Origin of the sequence: Streptomyces sp. NPDC000134 (genome assembly GCF_042899225.1) — a bacterium.
Lineage (GTDB): Bacteria > Actinomycetota > Actinomycetes > Streptomycetales > Streptomycetaceae > Streptomyces.
In genome coordinates, this window is the sequence record NZ_JBIAZN010000005.1 from 223,366 (window position 1) to 242,973 (window position 19,608).

At 72.7% G+C, this 19,608-nt stretch carries 19 protein-coding genes; 4 read left to right on the forward strand and 15 right to left on the reverse strand.

What is annotated here, in order from left to right:
- Positions 1 to 55: 55 nt before the first annotated feature.
- Positions 56 to 1,207, forward strand: a complete 1,152-nt coding sequence (locus ACFY32_RS09875; protein ID WP_390673849.1) for a C4-dicarboxylate ABC transporter — start codon at positions 56 to 58, stop codon at positions 1,205 to 1,207.
- Here the strand turns inward: ACFY32_RS09875 and ACFY32_RS09880 are convergent.
- The 4 genes from ACFY32_RS09880 to ACFY32_RS09895 form a co-directional block, all read right to left on the reverse strand.
- Complete coding sequence (locus tag ACFY32_RS09880; RefSeq protein ID WP_359204961.1) at positions 1,134 to 1,865, reverse strand: helical backbone metal receptor; 732 nt, start codon at positions 1,863 to 1,865, stop codon at positions 1,134 to 1,136. The genes ACFY32_RS09875 and ACFY32_RS09880 overlap by 74 nt on opposite strands.
- Complete coding sequence (locus ACFY32_RS09885; protein ID WP_359204964.1) at positions 1,862 to 2,431, reverse strand: XRE family transcriptional regulator; 570 nt, start codon at positions 2,429 to 2,431, stop codon at positions 1,862 to 1,864. The genes ACFY32_RS09880 and ACFY32_RS09885 overlap by 4 nt, the downstream gene beginning before the upstream one ends.
- A 531-nt stretch (positions 2,432 to 2,962) precedes the next feature.
- On the reverse strand, positions 2,963 to 5,578 hold the full coding sequence (locus ACFY32_RS09890) for an ABC transporter permease/substrate binding protein (protein WP_359202290.1): 2,616 nt from the start codon (positions 5,576 to 5,578) through the stop codon (positions 2,963 to 2,965).
- Positions 5,571 to 6,656 (reverse strand): glycine betaine/L-proline ABC transporter ATP-binding protein, encoded by a 1,086-nt coding sequence (locus ACFY32_RS09895; protein WP_359202288.1) that lies wholly within the window; start codon positions 6,654 to 6,656, stop codon positions 5,571 to 5,573. Before ACFY32_RS09895 ends, ACFY32_RS09890 begins: the two co-directional genes overlap by 8 nt.
- Positions 6,657 to 6,848: 192 nt before the next feature.
- Between ACFY32_RS09895 and ACFY32_RS09900 the strand changes: the two genes are divergently transcribed.
- Both ACFY32_RS09900 and ACFY32_RS09905 read left to right on the forward strand, forming a co-directional pair.
- Positions 6,849 to 7,754, forward strand: a complete 906-nt coding sequence (locus ACFY32_RS09900) for a 5'-3' exonuclease H3TH domain-containing protein (protein ID WP_390673913.1) — start codon at positions 6,849 to 6,851, stop codon at positions 7,752 to 7,754.
- Positions 7,755 to 7,930: 176 nt separating this feature from the next.
- Positions 7,931 to 8,782, forward strand: coding sequence for a siderophore-interacting protein (locus ACFY32_RS09905; protein ID WP_390673850.1), 852 nt, complete (start codon positions 7,931 to 7,933; stop codon positions 8,780 to 8,782).
- 46 nt (positions 8,783 to 8,828) lie between these two features.
- On the opposite strand, the gene ACFY32_RS09910 is transcribed toward ACFY32_RS09905, so the two are convergent.
- On the reverse strand, positions 8,829 to 9,410 hold the full coding sequence (locus ACFY32_RS09910; RefSeq protein ID WP_359202284.1) for a GNAT family N-acetyltransferase: 582 nt from the start codon (positions 9,408 to 9,410) through the stop codon (positions 8,829 to 8,831).
- 80 nt (positions 9,411 to 9,490) lie between these two features.
- On the opposite strand from ACFY32_RS09910, the gene ACFY32_RS09915 reads away from it, so the two are divergent.
- Positions 9,491 to 10,453 (forward strand): RluA family pseudouridine synthase, encoded by a 963-nt coding sequence (locus ACFY32_RS09915; RefSeq protein ID WP_390673851.1) that lies wholly within the window; start codon positions 9,491 to 9,493, stop codon positions 10,451 to 10,453.
- Here the strand turns inward: ACFY32_RS09915 and ACFY32_RS09920 are convergent.
- The 10 genes from ACFY32_RS09920 to ACFY32_RS09965 form a co-directional block, all read right to left on the reverse strand.
- The gene (locus ACFY32_RS09920) at positions 10,447 to 10,704 is read right to left on the reverse strand and encodes a hypothetical protein (protein ID WP_390673852.1); all 258 of its coding nucleotides are present in this window, start codon (positions 10,702 to 10,704) and stop codon (positions 10,447 to 10,449) included. The two genes, ACFY32_RS09915 and ACFY32_RS09920, sit on opposite strands and share 7 nt — an antisense overlap.
- A gap of 69 nt (positions 10,705 to 10,773) precedes the next feature.
- Entirely contained in the window at positions 10,774 to 13,626 is a 2,853-nt protein-coding gene (locus ACFY32_RS09925) for a DEAD/DEAH box helicase (protein WP_359202278.1), read from the reverse strand.
- A gap of 66 nt (positions 13,627 to 13,692) precedes the next feature.
- On the reverse strand, positions 13,693 to 14,640 hold the full coding sequence (gene tatC, locus ACFY32_RS09930; RefSeq protein ID WP_359202276.1) for a twin-arginine translocase subunit TatC: 948 nt from the start codon (positions 14,638 to 14,640) through the stop codon (positions 13,693 to 13,695).
- A gap of 48 nt (positions 14,641 to 14,688) precedes the next feature.
- A complete protein-coding gene (tatA, locus tag ACFY32_RS09935) occupies positions 14,689 to 14,973 on the reverse strand; it encodes a Sec-independent protein translocase subunit TatA (RefSeq protein ID WP_359202274.1) in 285 nt (94 codons plus the stop codon).
- Between the two features lie 315 nt (positions 14,974 to 15,288).
- Complete coding sequence (locus ACFY32_RS09940; protein ID WP_359202272.1) at positions 15,289 to 15,483, reverse strand: hypothetical protein; 195 nt, start codon at positions 15,481 to 15,483, stop codon at positions 15,289 to 15,291.
- A gap of 44 nt (positions 15,484 to 15,527) precedes the next feature.
- Complete coding sequence (locus ACFY32_RS09945; protein WP_390673854.1) at positions 15,528 to 15,821, reverse strand: hypothetical protein; 294 nt, start codon at positions 15,819 to 15,821, stop codon at positions 15,528 to 15,530.
- Positions 15,818 to 16,885: a WYL domain-containing protein gene (locus ACFY32_RS09950; RefSeq protein ID WP_359202270.1), complete on the reverse strand. Its 1,068-nt coding sequence runs from the start codon at positions 16,883 to 16,885 to the stop codon at positions 15,818 to 15,820. Before ACFY32_RS09950 ends, ACFY32_RS09945 begins: the two co-directional genes overlap by 4 nt.
- Before the next feature lie 18 nt (positions 16,886 to 16,903).
- Positions 16,904 to 17,905 carry a helix-turn-helix transcriptional regulator gene (locus ACFY32_RS09955; protein ID WP_390673855.1) on the reverse strand — a complete coding sequence of 334 codons (1,002 nt, stop codon included), beginning with the start codon at positions 17,903 to 17,905 and terminating at the stop codon, positions 16,904 to 16,906.
- Between the two features lie 174 nt (positions 17,906 to 18,079).
- Positions 18,080 to 18,451, reverse strand: coding sequence for an FKBP-type peptidyl-prolyl cis-trans isomerase (locus tag ACFY32_RS09960; RefSeq protein WP_359202266.1), 372 nt, complete (start codon positions 18,449 to 18,451; stop codon positions 18,080 to 18,082).
- Positions 18,452 to 18,511: 60 nt separating this feature from the next.
- The gene (locus tag ACFY32_RS09965) at positions 18,512 to 19,513 is read right to left on the reverse strand and encodes an FKBP-type peptidyl-prolyl cis-trans isomerase (RefSeq protein ID WP_359202264.1); all 1,002 of its coding nucleotides are present in this window, start codon (positions 19,511 to 19,513) and stop codon (positions 18,512 to 18,514) included.
- Positions 19,514 to 19,608: the final 95 nt, after the last annotated feature.

Sequence of the window (19,608 nt, forward strand, 5' to 3'; positions counted from 1 at the left end):
CCTCATAGGGACGTGCTCCCTGGTCAGCGGCGCGCGTCCCGGCGACGGTAGAGGCATGGTCACCGCTGTCCCACCCGTCGGCACCGCCGGGGGTCTTCCCCGCGCGGCCCGCCGCCCGCCCCGCGTCCCCGCCCTCCGGCACCTCGGCCCCAACTGGTACGCCTGTGTCATGGGCACCGCCATCGTCGCCACCGCCGGTGCCGCGCTGCCCTGGCGCGTCCCCGGCCTGCGCGCCGCGTGCGCCGCCGTCTGGGTGCTCTCCCTGATCCTGCTGGCAGCTCTGCTCGTCGCGCGGTCCCTGCACTGGCGGCACCACCGGGACCAGGCCCGCGCCCATCTGCTGGACCCGGCGGCGGCCCCGTTCTACGGCTGCCTGGCCATGGCGCTGCTCTCGGTCGGCGGCAGCGCGCTCGCGGCCGGCCGGGACCTGCTCGGGGTACGGGCCGCGGTGGCCGTGGACGCCGTGCTGTTCACCGCCGGTACGGCCGTCGCGGTGACCGTGGCCGTCGCCGTGCCGTACCTGATGGCCGTACACCACCGGATCGAGCCGGGGCAGGCCGGTCCGGTGTGGCTGCTGCCGCTGGTCGCGCCGATGGTGGCCGCCGCGCAGGGGCCGCCGCTGGCCGCGCACCTGCCGGCCGGGCAGGCGCGGGAGACCCTGCTGCTGGCCTGTCTCGCGCTGTTCGGGGCGAGCCTGCTGGCGACGCTGCTGACGCTGCCGCTGATCCTCGCCAGGCTGCTCACCACCGGTCCGCTGCCGCTCGCCCTCACCCCGACGCTGTTCCTGGTGCTGGGCCCGCTGGGCCAGTCCACCACCGCCGTCGGCCACCTCGCGGACGCCGCCGCACCCGGGTACGCCGTGCTCGCCGTCCTGTACGGCGTGCCCGTGACGGGCTTCGCGCTGCTCTGGCTGGCGCTGGCCACGGCGCACGTGGTGCGGGCCGGCCGGCACGGCATGGGCTTCTCGATGACCTGGTGGTCGTTCACCTTCCCGGTGGGCACCTGTGCCACCGGCGCCGCCTCGCTGACCCGGCACACGCAGCTCGCCGTCTGCGCCGGACTGACGGTCCTGCTGTACGCCGTCCTGGTCGCCGCGTGGGGCGTCGCCGCCGTGCGGACGGTCCGCGGCCTGGTCAGCGGCGAGCTGCTCGCAGCGCCTCGCCCAGCACCCGGGGCGCCTCGGCCAGCGACGGCCCGTACCAGGTGAGGTGCCGTCCGCCGACCAGGGCGCAGGGCAGCCCGGGGAAGGCTTCGGGGCCGTCGTCGGCGGTGAAGCGGTACGGCTCGTCGGGCAGCACCACCAGGTCGGGGCGGGCGGCCCGCAGCTCCTGGACCGGCACCCTGGGGTAGCGGTCGGCGTGGCCGGCGTAGAGGTGGTCGACGCCGAGCCGGGCGAGGACGTCCCCGGCGAAGGTGTCCCGGCCGAGCACCATCCAGGGCCGCCGCCACACCGGCACCACGGCGGTGTGGCGGTGCCCGGACGGCGGCAGGGAGGTCCAGGCGGCCTCCGCCTCGTCCAGCCACCGGGGCCGGGACCGGGCGCCGCAGGCCGCCAGCACCCGGGCCAGCTCGGCGAACGCCCCCGGCACCGTCCGTACCTCGGTGACCAGCACCTCGACGCCCGCCGCGCGCAGGGCGGCCAGGTCGGCGGCGCGGTTCTCCTCCTCGTTGGCGATCACCAGGTCGGGGGCGAGGGCGGCGATCCGCCCGGTGTCCGGGTTCTTGGTGCCGCCGATCCGGGCGACGTCGAGGCCGGCCGGGTGGGTGCACCAGTCGGTGGCGCCGACCAGGGCGCCGGGCAGGGTCCGGGCGACCGACTCGGTCAGCGACGGCACCACGGAGACGACCCGGGGCGGGGCGCTCACCGGCCCGGCCGGTCCCGGACCGCCTCGATGTGCTCGGCGACCGCCACCACGAGCAGCCGGGTGTCCGCGACCGTCGCCCGCCACCGGTGCCGTACGCCACCGGTCAGGTACAGGGTGTCGCCGCGGCCGAGCCGGTAGGCGCGGCCCTCGGCCTCGATCTCGACGGCGCCCTCGGCGACGTACATCAACTGGTCGTTGCGGTACTGCAGTTCCCGGCCCGCGTCGTGGTCGCCGGTGAACTCCAGGGCGTGCATCTGGTGGTGGCCGCGGACCAGGGAGCGCACCCGGGGGTCGGGGCCGGGCTCGCCGTCCTCGGCGCGGACCACGTCCACGCTGCACGCCGGGTCGGCGGCGGCCAGCAGTTCCACGGCGGTGGTGCGCAGCGCGTCGGCCACCTTCTCCAGGGAGCCGGTGCTGGGCCGCGCCCGGTCGTTCTCGATCTGGCTGAGGAAGGGCACGGACAGGCCGCTGCGCTCGGCCACGACGGCGAGCGTGAGCTCCAGCGCGCGGCGCCGCCGGCGGACGGCCGCGCCCACCCGGAGGGGCTGTTCTTTGTGGTCGCCCATCGCTCGGCTCCCTCCTTCGCTCGTCGTCGTGTCGTCCTCGGTGCCCGGACCCGGGCGCCAACCCCTCGGGGGGTTCCTTGCACCCTACGCATGTTCGGCAAACCGTTTCATGCGCCCGTCACATGGACGTAAACGCTCCGGTGGCACGGACCTCACGGTTCTCGCCACCGGTTCGGTCCGTCCACCGACCGGCCGGCCGGCCCCGGGGAGGGCGCCCGGCCCCCCTTCCGTGTTCCCGCCCGCGTGCGACATCCGACACGCGTGCGGCTCGGGCGGGGACTTGGCGCTCCGTGGTTGTCCGGATTCTTACGGTACTTCGCCGGGCCCGGTCGGGGAACGCCCGAGGGGCGGGGGCCGGGGGCCCCCGCGGGGGGGGGGGCGGGGGCCCCCCCCCCCCCGGCCCCCCGCCGGCGGGGGGGGGGGCCGGGGGGGGGCGGGCGGGGGGCCCCCCCGGGGGCGGGGGGGGTTTGGGGGGGGGGGGGGGGGCCGCCGGGGCCCCCGCCCCTCGGGGGCACCTCGGGCCGTAGGGCGTCAGGCCGGGGTCATCCGGGCGGCGACCTCCGGGTTCTCCTTCAGCCAGGCGGCCACCGCGTCCTCCTCGTGGCCCTGGCCGCGGTCCTTGATCTCGCTCTCCAGGCTGCCCAGCTCCTCCTCGCTCATCCGGAAGTTCTTGATCCACTCGGTGAGCCGCGGGTACCGCTCGGGGAACTCCTTGTTGGCGATCGTGTGGATCGTGTTGTTCTCGCCCCAGAGCTTCTTCGGGTCCTTGAGCTTGGTCAGCTCGTAGTCGCTGTACGCCCAGTGCGGCGACCAGAGCACCACGGCGACGGGCTCCTCCTTGGCGAGGGCGCGCTTGAGTTCGGCCAGCATCGCGGGCGTGGAGCCGTCGACCACCTCGTACTCCTGGTCCAGGCCGTAGCCCGGCAGGACCTTGCTCTTGAGGAGGTCCATCTCGCCGGTGCCCGGCTCGATGCCGATGATCTTGCCGTCGAAGAGGCCGGCCTTGCCCTTGAGGTCCGCCATGGACTTCACGTCCTCGACGTACGACGGGACGGCGATCTCCAGCGACGTCGGCTGGTACCAGGTGCCGAGGTCGGTGAGGTCGTCCTTGCTCTTCTCCCAGTAGTTGGCCTGGGCGTGCGGCAGCCAGGCGTCGAAGTTGAGGTCGAGGTCGCCGGAGGCCAGGCCGGTGTAGACCGGGCCGACGTCCATCTGCTTCAGGTTCAGCTTGTAGCCGCGCTTCTCCAGGACGTTCTTCCACAGATGGGTGACGGCGACGTCCTCGTCCCACGGGAACCAGGCCACGTCCAGCGCCCGCTTGGCCTCCGCGGGCTTGCCCCCCGACCCGGCGGCGACCGGGGCGAGCTTGTCGACGACGCCGGGGTTGGCCTTCAGCCAGGTGCGGACGGCGTCCTGCTGCCTGCCCTTGCCGGACTTGTTGATCTCGGCTTCGAGGCTGGTGAGCTGCTTCTCGGTGAGCCGGAAGTCCTTCAGCCACCCGGCGGCCGTGGGGTCGTCGTCCGCGAAGCCCTTGCGGGAGAGGCTGTGCACTCCGTCGCCCTCGCCCCAGGCGCCCTTGGGGTCCTTGAGCTTCTTCAGGTCGTAGTCGTTGTACGCCCAGTGCGGCGACCAGAGCGGGACGACGATCGGTTCCTTCTTGCTGATCGCCCGCTTCAGCTCGGCCAGCATCGCCGGGGTGGAGCTGTCGACGACCTTGTACTCCCGGTCCAGGCCGTACGCCTTCAGCACCTTGCTCTTGAGCAGGGCCGTCTCACCGGCGCTGGACTCGATGCCGGTGATCTTGCCGCCGAAGCGGGCGCCCTTGCCCTTGAGGTCGGCCAGGGTGTCGACGTCCTTCAGGTACGCGGGGACGGTCAGCTCCAGGGACGTCTCGCCGTACCAGGCGCCGAGGTCGTCGAGCCGCTGGCCGTACTTCTTCCAGTACTGCTCGTGGGTGGTCGGCAGCCAGGCGTTGGTGAAGACGTCGATGTCGCCCTGGGCGAGGGAGGTGTAGAGCGGCCCGGCGTCGAACTGCTTGGCCTCCACCTCGTAACCGCGCTGTTCGAGGATCTCCTTCCACAGGAAGGTGGAGGCGACGCCCTCGTCCCAGGGGATGTAGCCGAGGCTGACCTTCTTGCCCTGGCCGACGTTCGTGCCGTCGGCGGTGTTCTCCGCGTCGCCGGAGCCGCCGAACATGCCCATGCCGCCGGCGACCAGGGCCAGGACGACGACGCCGATCACGGCGACCTGCGGGCGGGGCCGGTACGACCAGATCTTCATGCCGCCCGTCGCGCGGGCCCGAGCGGCGGCGCGCCGGCCCAGCGGGGAGACCTGGGTGCCCAGGGCGCTGGTCATCCGGTCCAGGTAGATCGCGAGGATCACGATGGCGACGCCGGCCTCGGAGCCGAGGCCCACGTTGAGCTGGCCGATGGCCTCGTTGACGTCGCCGCCGAGGCCGCCGGTGCCGACCATGCCGGCGATCGCGGCCATGGACAGACCGAGCATGATCACCTGGTTGACGCCCGCCATCACGGTGGGCAGGGCCAGCGGCAACTGCACGCGCAGCAGGGTGTTGCGGGGCGTGGTGCCGAACGCCTCGGCCGCCTCGACCAGTTCCTTGTCGACCTGCCGGATGCCCAGCTCGGTCATGCGCACGCCGGGGGCGAGCGCGAAGATCAGGGTGGCGACGATGCCCGCGGAGGCGCCGGTGCCGAAGAACAGGATGGCCGGGATGAGGTAGATCATCGCGGGCAGCGTCTGCATGAAGTCCAGCACCGGCCGGACCAGGCCGCTGACCCGGTCGGAGCGGGCCGCCCAGATGCCCACGGGCACGGCGACCACCAGCGCGATGATGGTGGCGACGAGCACCAGCGACAGGGTGATCATCGCGTTCTCCCACAGTTCGAGGGAGACGATGAAGGCGAATCCCGCGAAGGTGAGGACACCGGCGAGGGTGCCGCGCAGCCAGAAGGCGATCACCGCGAAGATACCGGCCAGCAGCAGCGGCTCGGGCGCCTGGAGGACGGCGTCGATGCCGTCGTAGGTGCCGGTGAAGACGGTCTTGAAGAAGTCGAACAGCCAGGACACATGGTCCAGGAGCCAGTCGACGGCGCTGTTGACCCAGTCGCCGAGCGGGACCCTAGGCACGGGCCATCACCTTCTCGCCGCCCTTGTCCCGGGGGGTGTCGCAGGTGCCGGGGTCGGCCTGCTCGTCGCCGAGGAAGCCGATCAGGCGCTGCCGCGGGACGACCCCGACCAGGCGCTCGCCGTCCAGGACGGCCACGGCGTGCGGCACCCGGGCGCTGATCGCGCACAGCTCGGTGAACGGCGTCTCGGGCGTCGCGGTCTCGCAGGCGCAGTCGGCCTCGTCGCCGCGCGTCCCGGTGTCCATCACGGCGCCGGCGGTCAGCACGCGGGAACGGTCGACGTCCTGGGTGAAGGAGGCGACGTAGTCGTTGGCGGGGCGCAGCAGGATGTCCTGCGCGCTGCCTATCTGCACGATGCGGCCGTCGCGCATCACGGCGATGCGGTCGCCCAGGCGCATGGCCTCGTTGAGGTCGTGGGTGATGAAGACGATGGTCTTCTTCAGCGTCTTCTGCAGTTCCAGCAACTGGTCCTGCATGTCGCGGCGGATCAGCGGGTCGAGCGCGCTGAACGACTCGTCCATCAGCAGCAGGTCGGCGTCGGTGGCGAGCGCGCGGGCCAGGCCCACCCGCTGCTGCATGCCGCCGGACAGCTCGTCGGGCCAGGACTTCTCCCAGCCGGCCAGGCCGCACAGGGCGAGCGCCTCGTCGGCGCGGCGTTCGCGCTCGGCGCGGGGCACGCCCTGCACTTCGAGGCCGTATGCGGCGTTGTCGCGGACACTGCGGTGCGGGAAGAGCGCGAAGTGCTGGAAGACCATGCTGATCTTCCTGGAGCGGACCTCGCGCAGCCCCCGGTCACCGAGTTCGGTCAGGTCCTGGCCGCCGAACCGGACGTGTCCGGCGGTCGGCTCCAGCAACCCGTTGAGCATGCGCAGCAGCGTGGACTTGCCGGACCCGGACAGGCCCATGACGACGAAGATCTCGCCGGGTTCCACGGTGAAGGAGGCGTCGATGACCGCGGCCGTGATGCCGTCGGCGCGCAGCTCCTCCCGGTCGGTTCCCTGACGCAGCCGTTCGACTGCCTGATCCGGTTTTCTGCCGAACACCTTGTAAAGATGCTCGGCCTCAAGCCTTGCTGACACGCTGACCTCTTGGCTCGGGGACAAGGACAGGGCACGAAGACCGGCTCACGGTCCGACAAAGTTGAATAAGACAACCAGCTTTGGCCCGGCAGCGCGCCTGCCCTGTTCCTTATCGGCCAAACACAACAGTGACCTGGTTCACATACCGCCCCTGGGACCTGCGGCATGATGCGGAGCGTGACCGGACGACTGATGCTCCTCGACACCGCCTCCCTCTACTTCCGCGCCTACTTCGGCGTCCCCGAGTCCGTGAAGGCTCCCGACGGCACGCCGGTGAACGCCGTGCGCGGACTGCTGGACTTCATCGACCGACTGGTGAAGGACCACCGGCCCGACCACCTGGTGGCCTGCATGGACGCCGACTGGCGCCCGGCCTGGCGGGTGGCGCTGATCCCCTCCTACAAGGCGCACCGGGTCGCCGAGGAGCGCCCGGCCGGTCCGGACCGGGAGGAGGTGCCCGACACGCTGTCCCCGCAGGTCCCGGTCATCGAGGCGGTCCTGGACGCCGTCGGCATCGCCCGGGTCGGTGTGCCGGAGTACGAGGCGGACGACGTGATCGGCACGTACACCGCGCGGGCGGACGGCCCGGTCGACATCGTCACCGGCGACCGCGACCTGTACCAACTGGTCGACGACGCCCGCGGGGTGCGGGTGCTGTACCCGGTCAAGGGCGTCGGCACCCTGGCGCTCACCGACGAGGCGGCCCTGCGCGAGAAGTACGGCGTCGACGGCGCCGGGTACGCCGATCTGGCGCTGCTGCGCGGCGACCCCAGCGACGGCCTGCCGGGCGTGCCGGGCGTCGGCGAGAAGACGGCGGCGAAGCTGCTCGCCGAGTTCGGGGACCTGGCCGGCGTCCTGGCCGCGATCGACGACCCCGGCGCGAAACTCACCCCGGCGCAGCGCCGCAGGCTCGCCGAGGCCCGGCCGTATCTCGCGGTGGCGCCCAAGGTGGTCCGGGTCGCGGACGACGTGCCGCTGCCCGACCTCGCCACCGCGCTGCCGAAGGCGCCGCGCGACCCGGAGGCGCTGGACGCGCTGACCGCCCGCTGGGGCCTGGGCGGATCGCTGGAGCGGCTGCTGACGACGCTGCGCGCCTGACCCGTGCCACCGGGCGACCCTCGCGCCGCGGCGCATCACGGTGGCACCGGTGGGAAACCGTAGGAGGCGGGTCCCGGTGGGCACGGGGAAGGCCATCGCCCGGTTCCGCCATCAGGTGTCGACTGGGGAAGGGATGCTAACTTAGGTATACCTAACTCAGGGACAGGGAGGCCGTCATGGCAGACCGACCGGGACGCAAGCCGCGGAAGCCGCATTCCGCACAGGTCGTCCGCACCGAGCGGCTCACCCCGCACATGCAGCGCGTCGTCCTCGGCGGTGCGGGACTCGCCGGCTTCTCGGCGGACACCTGCACCGACCACTACGTGAAACTCCTCTTCCCCGCCGGGGGCGCGAGCTACCCGGAGCCCTTCGACATGGAGCGGATTCGCGCCGAGTTCCCCCGCGAGCAGTGGCCGGTGACCCGGACCTACACGGTGCGGCACTGGGACGCCGAGCAGCGCGAACTCACCCTGGACTTCGTGATCCACGGCGACGAGGGCCTGGCCGGGCCCTGGGCACGGGACGCGCGGCCCGGCGAGACCGTCCTCTTCATGGGCCCCGGCGGCGCCTACGCCCCCGATCCCGCCGCCGACTGGCATCTGCTCGCCGGTGACGAGAGCGCGCTGCCCGCGATAGCGCGCTCCCTGGAGTCGCTGCCGGACGGCGCCCGCGCCTTCGCCTTCGTGGAGGTCGCCGGCCCCGAGGAGGAGCAGAAGATCGACTCCGATGTGGAGGTGGTCTGGCTGCACCGCGGGGACCGCCCGGTGGGCGAGGCCCTGGTCGAGGCCGTGCGGGGCCTGGACTTCCCCGAAGGGCGGGTGCACGCCTTCGTGCACGGCGAGGCGGGCTGCGTGAAGGAACTGCGCAAGCTGCTCCGCGTGGAGCGGCGGATCGCCCGCGAGCAGCTCTCCATCTCCGGCTACTGGCGGCTCGGCCACAACGAGGACGGCTGGCAGGCGTCGAAGCGGGAGTGGAACGCCCGCGTCGAGGCCGAGCAGGAGGGCACCTCGGCGGCCCCCGCGGCGTAACCCTCCCGGGCTCGCGCCGCCGGGTGCCGCGTCCGGACCCGGCCGCTCAGTCGCCCCGGACGCGGGCGTGCAGGTGCATGTCGTGCCAGCCGTCGGGGTGGAGCAGGGCGCTGCGCTTGGTGCCCTCCAGGGCGAACCCGGTCCGCCGGGCCACCCGGCAGGACGCCTCGTTGGCCACGGCGTGGCTCAGCTCCAGACGGTGGAAGCCGACCTCGTCCAGGGCCCAGCGGGCGAGCGCCGCCGTGGCCCGCGCGGCGACGCCCTGTCCGCGGGCCGCCGCCACCGTCCAGTAGGCCACCTCGGCCACTCCGTCGCCGAGCACGATGCCGCGCAGGGCGACCCGGCCGAGCAGCCGGCCGGTGGCCGCGTCGGCGACCGCCCACTGCGCGTCCCGCTCCGCCGCCCAGCCGTCCCGCCATTCGGCGATCCAGCCCCGCACCTCGCTCACGGAGTCGGCGGTGCGGATGTGCCACTGGTGCATCGCCGGGTCCTGGAAGGCGTCGTGGACGGCGGGCGCGTCGTCGTCCCGCCACGGCCGCAGCACCAGCCCGTCCCCGGTGGGCACGGTGGGCTGCGGGACACGGGAGAGGGTGCCGGCGGACAGGACCGGTCGGGTGAGGTAGGGCATGATCCACATCCTGCCAACGGCACCGCCTGCCGGGACAGCCGTTTTCCGCCGCCGTACGCCCCCGCCTACCCTTGCCGTCGATGAGACGCCGCACCCCTCCCCCGCCCTCCCCGCTCCCCCAGCGCGACGGGGTCGATCCCGTACGGCTGCGGCTGCCCGCCCACGGACCCTGGACCACCGTCCGCGAGCATCTGATCGAACGGCTCTCCGGCGCGGGACCCGGCGTCGTCGAGGCACTCTTCGCCGACGGCCGGGTGGTCGGCGCGGACGGCCGCCCGGTCGCCCCGGACGCGCCGTACGAACCCGGCCGGTACGTCTGGTTCCACCGCGATCTGCCCACCGAGGTCCCCGTCCCCTTCCCCCTGGAGGTCCGCTACCGCGACGAGCACATCGTCGTCGCCGACAAGCCGCACTTCCTCGCCACCACCCCGCGCGGCAGCCACATCACCGAGACCGCCCTCGCCAGGCTGCGCCGGGAACTGGGCGTCCCCGCCCTCAGCGCCGCCCACCGCCTCGACCGGCTCACCGCCGGTCTGGTCCTGTTCACCGTGCGGCCCGGGGAACGCGGCGCCTACCAGACCCTGTTCCGCGACCGCCTGGTCCACAAGGAGTACGAGGCCGTCGCCCCGTACGCCCCCGGCCTCGCCCTGCCCCGGACCGTACGCAGCCGGATCGTCAAGGAGCGCGGGGTGCTCACCGCCCGCGAGGTCGAGGGCGAGCCCAACGCCGTCAGCCATGTCGAACTGCTCGGCCACCGCCCGGGGCCGGGCTCCGGACTGGGCCGGTACCGCCTGGTGCCCGGCACCGGGCAGACGCATCAGCTCCGGGTCCACATGACCGCGCTCGGCGTACCGATCCTCGGCGACCCCCTCTACCCCGAGGTGACCGCCCCCGGGCCGGCCGGCGACTTCCGGCGCCCGCTGCAACTGCTCGCGCGGACCCTGGCGTTCACCGATCCGCTCACCGGACGGGAGCACCGCTTCCACAGCGAGCGCGCCCTGACCGCCTGGACCTCGTACGAGGACTGGGCCGCCGGTCAGTAGCCCTGCCACCACCGCAGGAACCGCTGCCAGACGCCCCGCGCCCGCTCCGGCCCGCCGATGGCCGCCGGCGACGACGCGGGGACACCCGGCACGGGCGGGTCGGCCGGGGCGTCCCGCCCGGACTCCCGCTCGGGCCGGTCCGCTGACGGCGTCTCCGGCCGGGGAGACGCGGTGACGGCACCGGCCGTCGGGCCCACCGACGCCTCCGGCAGCGGGTCGCCCACCTGCCAGGGCGCTCGCGGCGGCGGCACCGGGCGCCCGAACCTGTGGTCCGGGCGCCCTGAGCGTCCCTGTGTCGCGCGGCGCGAACCGCCGCGGATCTACCCCACCGACGAGTAGGCGACGACCCCGCGCAGCAGTCCGTCGACCGCCTTGCGGGCGTTCTTCGGCACCGTCGAGTCCCCGCCGGGCGCGGCGGCGGCGATCTGGCCGAGGACGTCGATGACCTGCTTGCACCAGCGCACGAAGTCACCGGCCGGCATCTCCGCCTCGCGCAGCACCTCGTCCAGGCCCTTGCCGGACGCCCACATGTAGGCGGCCCAGGCGAAGCCGAGGTCGGGCTCGCGCTGGCCGACCCCCTCGCTCTGGGTGATCCGGAACTCCTCCTCCAGCGCGTCCAGCCTGCCCCAGATCCGCACCGTCTCCCCCAGCGCGGCCTTGGCCTTGCCCGAGGGCACCTTCGGGGCCATCGCCTCGTCGGCCGCCCGGGACTCGAACACCAGGGCCGAGACGCACGCGGCCAGTTCGGCCGGGCCGAGGCCCTCCCAGACGCCCTCGCGCAGGCACTCGCTGGCCAGCAGGTCCAGCTCGCCGTAGAGCCGGGCGAGCCGCTTGCCGTGCTCGGTGACCTCGTCGCCGCGCAGATAGTCCAGCTCGGTCAGCAGCGCCACGATCCGGTCGAAGGTCCGGGCGATGGTGTTGGTGCGGCCCTCGATCCGGCGCTCCAACTGCGAGGTGTCGCGCAGCAGCCGGTGGTACCGCTCGGCCCACCGGGCGTGGTCCTCGCGGTCGTCGCAGCCGTGGCAGGGGTGGGCCCGGATGGCCTTGCGGAGCTGGGCGATCTGCCGGTCGTCGGCCGCCTGCGAGCGCTTCTTGCGGGCCCGCTCCGGCGGGATGTGCCCCGCCTTGGTGCGCAGCGCGGAGGCGAGGTCGCGGCGGGACTGCGGCGAGCGCGGATTGAACGACTTCGGGATGCGCATCCGCTCCAGCGCCTCGACCGGCACCGGGAAGTCGATCGACGCCAGCCGCTTGACCTGCCGCTCGGCGGTCAGGACCAGCGGACGCGGCCCGTCGTGGTGCTCGAAGCCGCGGTGGCCGTTGGACCGCCCGGCGGGCAGCCCCGGGTCCAGCACCAGGGCGAGCCCCGCGTACTTGCCCGTCGGCACGTGGATGACGTCGCCCGGCTTCAGCTTCTCCAGCGCCACGGCCGCCTCGGCGCGGCGCTGGGCCACGCCCTGCCGGGCCAGCTCGGTCTCCCGGTCCTTCAGCTCGCGGCGCAGTCGCGCGTACTCCTCGAAGTCGCCGAGGTGGCAGGTCATGGATGCCTTGTAGCCCTCCAGCCCTTCCTCGTTGCGCTGCACCTGCCGGGAGATCCCGACCACCGACTTGTCGGCCTGGAACTGCGCGAACGACGTCTCCAGCAGTTCCCGCGAGCGGTGCCGGCCGAACTGCTCGACCAGGTTGACCGCCATGTTGTACGACGGCTTGAAGCTGGAGCGCAGCGGATACGTGCGGGTGCCCGCGAGCCCGGCGAGGTGCTCGGGATTCATGCCGCGCTGCCAGAGCACCACCGCGTGGCCCTCGACGTCGATGCCGCGGCGGCCCGCACGGCCGGTGAGCTGCGTGTACTCGCCCGGGGTGATGTCGGCGTGCTGCTCGCCGTTCCACTTGACGAGCTTTTCCAGGACCACCGAGCGGGCGGGCATGTTGATGCCGAGGGCGAGGGTCTCGGTGGCGAAGACGGCCTTGACCAGTCCCCGCACGAACAGCTCCTCGACGACCTCCTTGAAGGTCGGCAGCATGCCCGCGTGGTGGGCGGCGATGCCGCGCTCCAGTCCCTCCAGCCACTCGTAGTAGCCCAGGACGTGCAGGTCCTCGGCCGGGATGGAGGCGGTGCGCTCCTCGACCAGGGCGCGCACCCGCTCCCGGGCGTCCTCGTCGTTGAGCCTCAGGCCCGCGTGCAGGCACTGCTGGACGGCGGCCTCGCAGGCGGCGCGGCTGAAGATGAAGGTGATCGCCGGGAGCAGGCCCTCGGCGTCGAGCCGCTCGATGACCTCGGGGCGGCTCGGCGTCCAGATCCGCGAACGCTGTCTGCGCTCGCGCTCCCGGTCCGCCTCACGCATGTGCCGGCCGCGGCGGCGGTCCTGGTACGACGGGCGGCTCGCCTCCATGCGCGCCATCCGCGTCAGGTCCGGGTTGACGGCCTTCTTGTGGCCCTCGGCCTCCTCGAACAGGTCGTACATCCGGCGTCCGGCCAGTACGTGCTGGAACAGCGGCACGGGCCGGTGCTCGGAGACGATCACCTGTGTGTCGCCGCGGACGGTGTCGAGCCAGTCGCCGAACTCCTCGGCGTTGGACACGGTCGCGGACAGCGACACCAGCGTCACCGACTCGGGGAGGTGGATGATCACTTCCTCCCAGACGGCGCCGCGGAAGCGGTCGGAGAGGTAGTGCACCTCGTCCATGACCACGTAGCCGAGGCCGAGGAGGGTCTGGGAACCGGCGTACAGCATGTTCCGCAGGACCTCGGTGGTCATCACGACCACCGGGGCGCCGGAGTTCACGCTGTTGTCGCCGGTCAGCAGGCCGACCTTGTCGGCGCCGTAGCGGCGGCACAGGTCGGAGTACTTCTGGTTCGACAGCGCCTTGATGGGGGTCGTGTAGAAGCACTTCTTGCCCTGCTGGAGGGCGAGGTGGACGGCGAACTCGCCGACGATCGTCTTGCCGGAGCCGGTGGGCGCCGCCACCAGCACACCCTTGCCGGTTTCGAGCGCCTGGCAGGCCTCGATCTGGAAGGGGTCGAGGCCGAAGTCGTACATCTCGCGGAAGGACGCGAGCGCGGTGGCCTGCTCGGCGGCCCGCCTGCGGGCCGCCGCGTACCGCTCGGCCGGGGAGAGATCCTCTGTCATCGTGCTTTCGAGCGTACCGGGCCGCACCGACAACAGGACGATCATTATCCGCATCGGGCCCCGCGCGGGGTGCCGGACCGCGCCGCCGGGGGCGCGCGGTCCGGGAGGGCGTCACGTCACGTCGTCGTACCCGTTGACCCGGTCCGTGCGGGACTGCTCGGGCAGGGCGGGGCTGGTGGTGACGGGCTCGATCTCGCCGATGTCCTCGGGGGTCAGGTCGAGGTCGGAGGCCTCGTCGTCGGCGGGGCCGAGGGCCTCCCGGCGGTGCCTGCGACGGTCGTTCAGCAGCGAGAAGAGGACCGCGCCGAAGTACAGCACCCAGATCGGCCCGGCCAGCAGGAGCATGGTCACCGGGTCGGTGCTGGGCGTGGCGATGGCCGCGAAGAGGGTGATGCCCATGATCATCCCGCGCCACCAGCCGAGCATCCGCTTGCCGGTGAGCACGCCCGTGAGGTTGAGGAAGATCAGCAGCAGCGGGAGCTCGAAGGAGAGGCCGAAGACCAGCACCATGCGCAGGACGAGGTCGAGCAGGTCGTCCAGTGGCAGCAGGTTGGTCGTGTTGCCCGGGGTGAAGTCCAGCAGGACCTTCGCCGTGGTGGGCAGGACCGAGTACGCGAAGTAGGCGCCGATGATGAAGAGCGGCGCGCCGGTGGCGACGAAGGCGTAGGCGTACTTCTTCTCGTGCCGGTGCAGCCCGGGGGCGACGAACGCCCAGAGCTGGTACAGCCAGACCGGGGAGGCCGCCACGACACCGGCCATCAGCGACACCTTCAGGGCCAGGGTGAAGGGGGTGAGCAGGCCGTTGATGGTGATCTGCGCACAGGGCTCGCCCGACGTCGACTTCGCCAGTTGATCGAACGTCTTCTCACAGCCGACCGATTCGAGGATCGGCCGGGTGATCAGATTGATGATGTCGGTGTAGAAGAAGGCGGCGACGACCGTGACGGCGACGATCGCGAGCAGCGCCTTCGCGAGCCGGTTGCGGAGCTCACGAAGGTGTTCCGCGAGGGGCATCCGCCCCTCGGGATCTCTCTCCTTGTTGCGGGCAGGCTTCAGCAACCCACGTTCCCATCTCGTGCGGGCGGGCCGGAGGTCACCGGCCCCGCGTCAGCGCTTGGTCGTGTCCGTCGGCTCGGTGACCGGGCGGGAGCTGGTCACGTCACCGGGGGCGGCCTGGATGGTGCGCTGCGACACGGACTGCTCGCCGGTGGCCGGCGGGTCGGCGGGGGCGGCGGACTTGTTGTCGTCCTTCATCGCCTTGGCCTCGCTCTTGAGGATTCGCGCGGACTTGCCGAGCGACCGCGCCATGTCGGGAAGCTTCTTCGCGCCGAACAGCAGGATGATGACGACGAGGATGAGAATGATCTCGGGGGCGCCGAGCCTTCCGAACATAAGTCTTTACCTTCTCACCGAGGCGGCTGGGTGGGGGTGCTGTCCGACCGGTCGGACTTGCGTCTGAACGGCCGTGTTGTGCAGCGATCGTAACGCTCAGGGGTAAACGCGAGGCAATCCCTGTGCGTACTCCCGTCCGCGACCGGGCCTCGTTTTCCGGTCCGCGACCAGCAGCGTACCTGTCCGGTCCGGCCGGATGACAGGGCGAAGCGGCCCAAAACGCAAGTCACAGGCGTCCCGTGGACCGCTCTGCGCCGGCCCCCCGGCCCCGGGCCGGGCGCTTCCCGGGGCGCTCCGCCCCGCCTGCCGGATGCGTCACAGCGCGTCCACGGCCCGGCCCGCGCTCGCGGCGGCCCGCTCCAGGTCCTCCGCCGCCCGGTTGATCCGGCGGGTGGAGTCGGCCACCTGCCGGCCCAGCTTCTGCGCCTCGACGAAGACCCGTACGGCGAGCACCCCGAGAACGGCGAGACCCAGAAACCCCATGGCAATCGCGAGCATCGGCCAGAACATGGGCACGAGCCTAGACCGTCGCGTGCCCCGGGCGTGAACCGGCGCTACACCGTGGAGTGCAGCCGCAGGGTGCGGACCCCGCCGCCGGTGAGCAGCTCCACGATCCGCTCCCCGGCCGGCTTGCGGACGGTGCTCCGGCAGTCGGGGCAGGTGAACGAGTAGAACGTCGTCCGGCTGGTGGCGCCGATGGCCAGTCGCAGGGCGCTCGCGGCCAGCTCGAAACGGCCCCGGCAGTCCGGGCAGCCCGCCCGGAACACCACCGGCGAAGCGCTCGTCATCCCCGCGAACGCGGACGCCACCGTCATGCCCGGCTCCCGGGGCTCGGCCGACTCGCTCAACGCGCCTGCTCCTGCCTGTCGTGCTGCCGGTCACCGACCGCGGGCCCCACCGGCACGGCCGGCGCACGGCCCGCCACCGCCTCGATCCCGTCGTACGCCGCCAGCGCGTCGCGGGCCGCCCGCCGGGCGCTGTCGGCCAGCTCACCCGGCGCCACGATCCGGCCGTCCCGCCCCAGCCGCAGCGCCAGGCGCCGCAGCGACGCCGGGTCGGGGGTGCGCAGGGTGATGCGCAGCCCGCCGTCGGCCAGCTCCTCGGCGCTGTCGTGCGGGTAGTACTCGGCGACCCAGCGGCCGCCCGGACCGACCTCGATCACCACCTCGGGGTCCTCGGCGGCGGGCTGCACCAGTGCCTCCGACAGGTCCCGCAGCTCTATCTCCGGCGGCGCGGAGGGCTCGTCCAGGATCTTGATCTCGGCGACCCGGTCGAGCCGGAAGGTGCGCCGCGCCTCGGAGCGCCGGCACCACGCCTCCACATAGGTGTGACCGACGCTGACCAGGCGGATCGGGTCGATCTCGCGCTCGGTGACCTCGTCGCGGGCCGGTGAGTAGTAGCGGACCCACAGGCGGCGCCGCTCGGAGATGGCCCGGTCGACGTCGGCGAAGACGCCGCCCTCGGACTCGAAGGTCACCGACAGCCGGGAACTGGCGCCGGCCGTCTCACCGGCCGCGGCCTCCACCTTGGCGGTCGCCCGCAGCAGCGCCTGGCGGTCGCTCTCGCGCAGGCCGGGCAGGGTGGCCACCGCGCGGGCGGCGACCAGCAGGGCAGTGGCCTCGTCGGCGGCCAGGCGCAGCGGCTCGGCGGCGTCGGCGCCGAGCGCGGCCGGGTTGTGCCACCAGATGCGCTCGCCGTCGGTGTCGATGTCGAGCAGGTCGCCGCCGCGGAAGCTGGTGCCGCACATGGGCAGCACGTCGAGGTCGGAGACCAGCTCGTCCTCGGTGATGCCGAAGGCGCGCGCCACGTCCTCGATCCGGGCGCCGGGGCGCTCGCGCAGATAGGTCACCAGGGAGAGCATCCGCCGGGTCTGGTCGATGGCGCTCGTGGGCCTGACCGGTTTGCCTGCCACTGTGTTGTCCGCTCCCCCTCAGCCCTTGGCCACGGCACGTAGCCGGTCCACCACGTCGGCCCGCAGCTCGGCCGGCTCCAGCACCACCACGTCGGGCCCGAACTCCACCAGCCAGGCGTCCAGGCCGTGCCCGTACGGAATCTCCAACTCGTCCCAGCCGTCGCCGAGTTCCCGCACCGAGGTGGCCTTCGCCCGAAGGGGGTAGCCGGCGCCGGCGCGCAACCGGATCAGCGCGGAGCGGTCGGCGGTCTCCCCCGCCCAGCTCGCGACGGTCTCACGGACGGTGACGACGTCGGGCACCGGCGCGGTGAACCGTCCGGCGCGCGAGCGGACCTTGCCGGTGATCCGGGAGAGCCGGAAGACGCGCTCGGCACCGCGGTCGCGGTCGAAGCCGGCCAGGTACCAGTGGCCGCGCCAGCACTCCAGCGCCCAGGGCTCGACGTGCCGGGCCTCGGGACGGGCGGCGGTGGCCTTGCGGTAGTCGAAGACCACCGGGCGGCGGTCGCGGCAGGCCAGCATCAGCGGCTCGAAGGCCGCCTCGTGCACGGGGATGCGCGGTTCCAGGGCGCTGTGCGCCTCGTAGGGGTCGACGTCCTCGGGCAGTCCGGCGGCGCGCAGCTTCTGCAGGGCGCCGCTGGCCGCGCCGGCCAGCCGGGCCTGCTGCCAGACCTTGGCGGCCAGGCCCAGGGCGGCGGCCTCCTCGGCGTCCAGGGTGATGGGCGGCAGACGGTTGCTGTCGCGGCGGGCGAGGTAGCCGATCTCGCCGTCGAGGCTCTCGACGGTCTCGATGACCAGGCCCAGTTCGCGCAGGTCGTCCTTGTCCCGCTCGAACATGCGGTTGAAGGCGTCGTCGGAGCCGGTGGCGGCCTGGTCCGGTCCGAGGGGCGCGCCGCCGCCCGGCCCGAACGCCTCGACGTAGGCCTCGATGGACTCGCGCAGTTCGCGCTTGCTGAGCGGCCGGCGGGTGCCCAGCAGGCACAGCGCCAGGTTCATCAGCCGCTCGGCCTTGGCAATGGCCATCGACGCCCTTCGCCTCCTTGTCGTCCCTTTGACCGTGACCGTACCGCCCCGGGGTGTCGTGGCAAAAGCCGAGGGCCCATGCCCGGACAGGCATGGACCCTCGGCGATCAGCTCCGATCGGATACCGACCCGGTCGGTGCGCCGATCCGCACACCCGTGCGGGTGGTACGCCGGTCAGACCCCGAGCAGGTCGACGACGAAGATCAGCGTCTCGCCGGGCTTGATCGCCGGGGTCGGGCTCTGGTTGCCGTAGGCGAGGTGGGCCGGGATGGTCAGTTGGCGGCGGCCGCCGACCTTCATGCCCTGCACGCCGCGGTCCCAGCCCGCGATGACGCGGCCGCCGCCCAGCGGGAAGCGGAACGGGGTGCCGCGGTTCCAGCTCGCGTCGAACTCCTCGCCGGTGGAGAAGGCCACGCCGACGTAGTGGACGGTGACGGTCTGGCCCGCCTCCGCGACCGCGCCGTCGCCCTCCCAGATGTCCTTGATCTCGAGGTCCGCCGGGGGCTCGCCGCCCGGGAAGTCGATCTCGGGCTTGTCGATGCTCACGTCTCTAGCTCCTGCTTGTCTGCGGAAAGGCAACGGGCCAAGTCTTACATCCCGAGGGCGTCACATCTTCGCCAGGATGTCGACCGAGAAGACAAGGGTGGAGTCCTTCTCGATGCCGCTGCCCTCGGGCGGGCTGTCGCCGTAGCCCAGCTTCGGCGGGATGACGATGAGGACGCGGCTGCCGACCTTCTTGCCGGTCAGGCCCTGCGCCCAGCCCTTGACGACCTGCTGGAGCGAGAACGACGTCAACTGCTTGCGGCTGTACGTGGAGTCGAACTCCTTGCCGCCGTCCCAGATGACGCCCTTGTACTGCACCAGGACGCTGTCCTCGGCGCCCACCTCGGCGCCGTCGCCCTCGATGACGTAGTTCGCGACCAGCTTCGTCGGCGCGTCGGTGTCGGGCACCTCGATGGAGGGCGCCTTGCCGTCGGTGCCGGTGCCGACCTTGGGCAGCGCGGTGTCGTCCTGGGCGACCTCCTCGCCCTTGGCGGAGCTGGAGGCGTTGAACGTGTCCCGGACGTCGACGACGAAGACCAGCGTGTCGGTGCCCTTGATGCCCGCCTGCTCATTGCCCTGCTCGCCGTAGCCCCAGGCGGGCGGGACGGAGAACAGCAGGCGGCTGCCGGTCTTCTTGCCGGTGAGCGCGTACCGCCAGCCCTCGATGATGCTGCCCTGGGCCAACTGCAGGGCGAGCGGGGTGCCCCGGTCGTAGGAGTTGTCGAAGACCTTGGCGGTGGACCAGATCTGGCCGAGGTAGTTCGCCACGACGAAGTCGTTCTCGGCGATGCTCTTGCCGCCGCCGGCGATGACCGTCTTCACCGCGAGCTGGTCGGAGGGGTCCCCGGAGCCCTTGGCCACGGTCGGCTTCTGGTCGAACTTCGTCCCCTTGGTGATGGCCGGCAGCGGGCCGTCCACGATCTTCGGCGGCGGCACCGAGGAACTGGCCGACGCCGAGGGCGAGGCGCTGTCGCTGGATTTACTCCCCTCGCCACCGTCGTCACCGCATGCGGCGAGGGTGGCCAGTCCGGCGGGTACGGCGATGAGGAGTGAGCGTCGGCGCACGATGGGGGACCTCGTAATCGGTCGATCTTGGCTGATGGCGTGCGCGCAACTCTACGGCGTGAGAAGGGCGCCGTACGAGAAACGTACGGCGCCCG

Coding starts and splice junctions, on each gene's coding strand:
- ACFY32_RS09955 (WP_390673855.1), bottom strand. CDS start 17,905: ATGGCCATTGCCAAGGCCGAGCGGCTGATGAACCTGGCGCTGTGCCTG.
- ACFY32_RS09900 (WP_390673913.1), top strand. CDS start 6,849: ATGCTCCTCGACACCGCCTCCCTCTACTTCCGCGCCTACTTCGGCGTC.
- tatA (WP_359202274.1), bottom strand. CDS start 14,973: ATGTTCGGAAGGCTCGGCGCCCCCGAGATCATTCTCATCCTCGTCGTC.
- ACFY32_RS09885 (WP_359204964.1), bottom strand. CDS start 2,431: ATGGGCGACCACAAAGAACAGCCCCTCCGGGTGGGCGCGGCCGTCCGC.
- ACFY32_RS09875 (WP_390673849.1), top strand. CDS start 56: ATGGTCACCGCTGTCCCACCCGTCGGCACCGCCGGGGGTCTTCCCCGC.
- ACFY32_RS09905 (WP_390673850.1), top strand. CDS start 7,931: ATGGCAGACCGACCGGGACGCAAGCCGCGGAAGCCGCATTCCGCACAG.
- ACFY32_RS09940 (WP_359202272.1), bottom strand. CDS start 15,483: ATGTTCTGGCCGATGCTCGCGATTGCCATGGGGTTTCTGGGTCTCGCC.
- ACFY32_RS09925 (WP_359202278.1), bottom strand. CDS start 13,626: ATGATCGTCCTGTTGTCGGTGCGGCCCGGTACGCTCGAAAGCACGATG.
- ACFY32_RS09915 (WP_390673851.1), top strand. CDS start 9,491: ATGAGACGCCGCACCCCTCCCCCGCCCTCCCCGCTCCCCCAGCGCGAC.
- ACFY32_RS09910 (WP_359202284.1), bottom strand. CDS start 9,410: ATGCCCTACCTCACCCGACCGGTCCTGTCCGCCGGCACCCTCTCCCGT.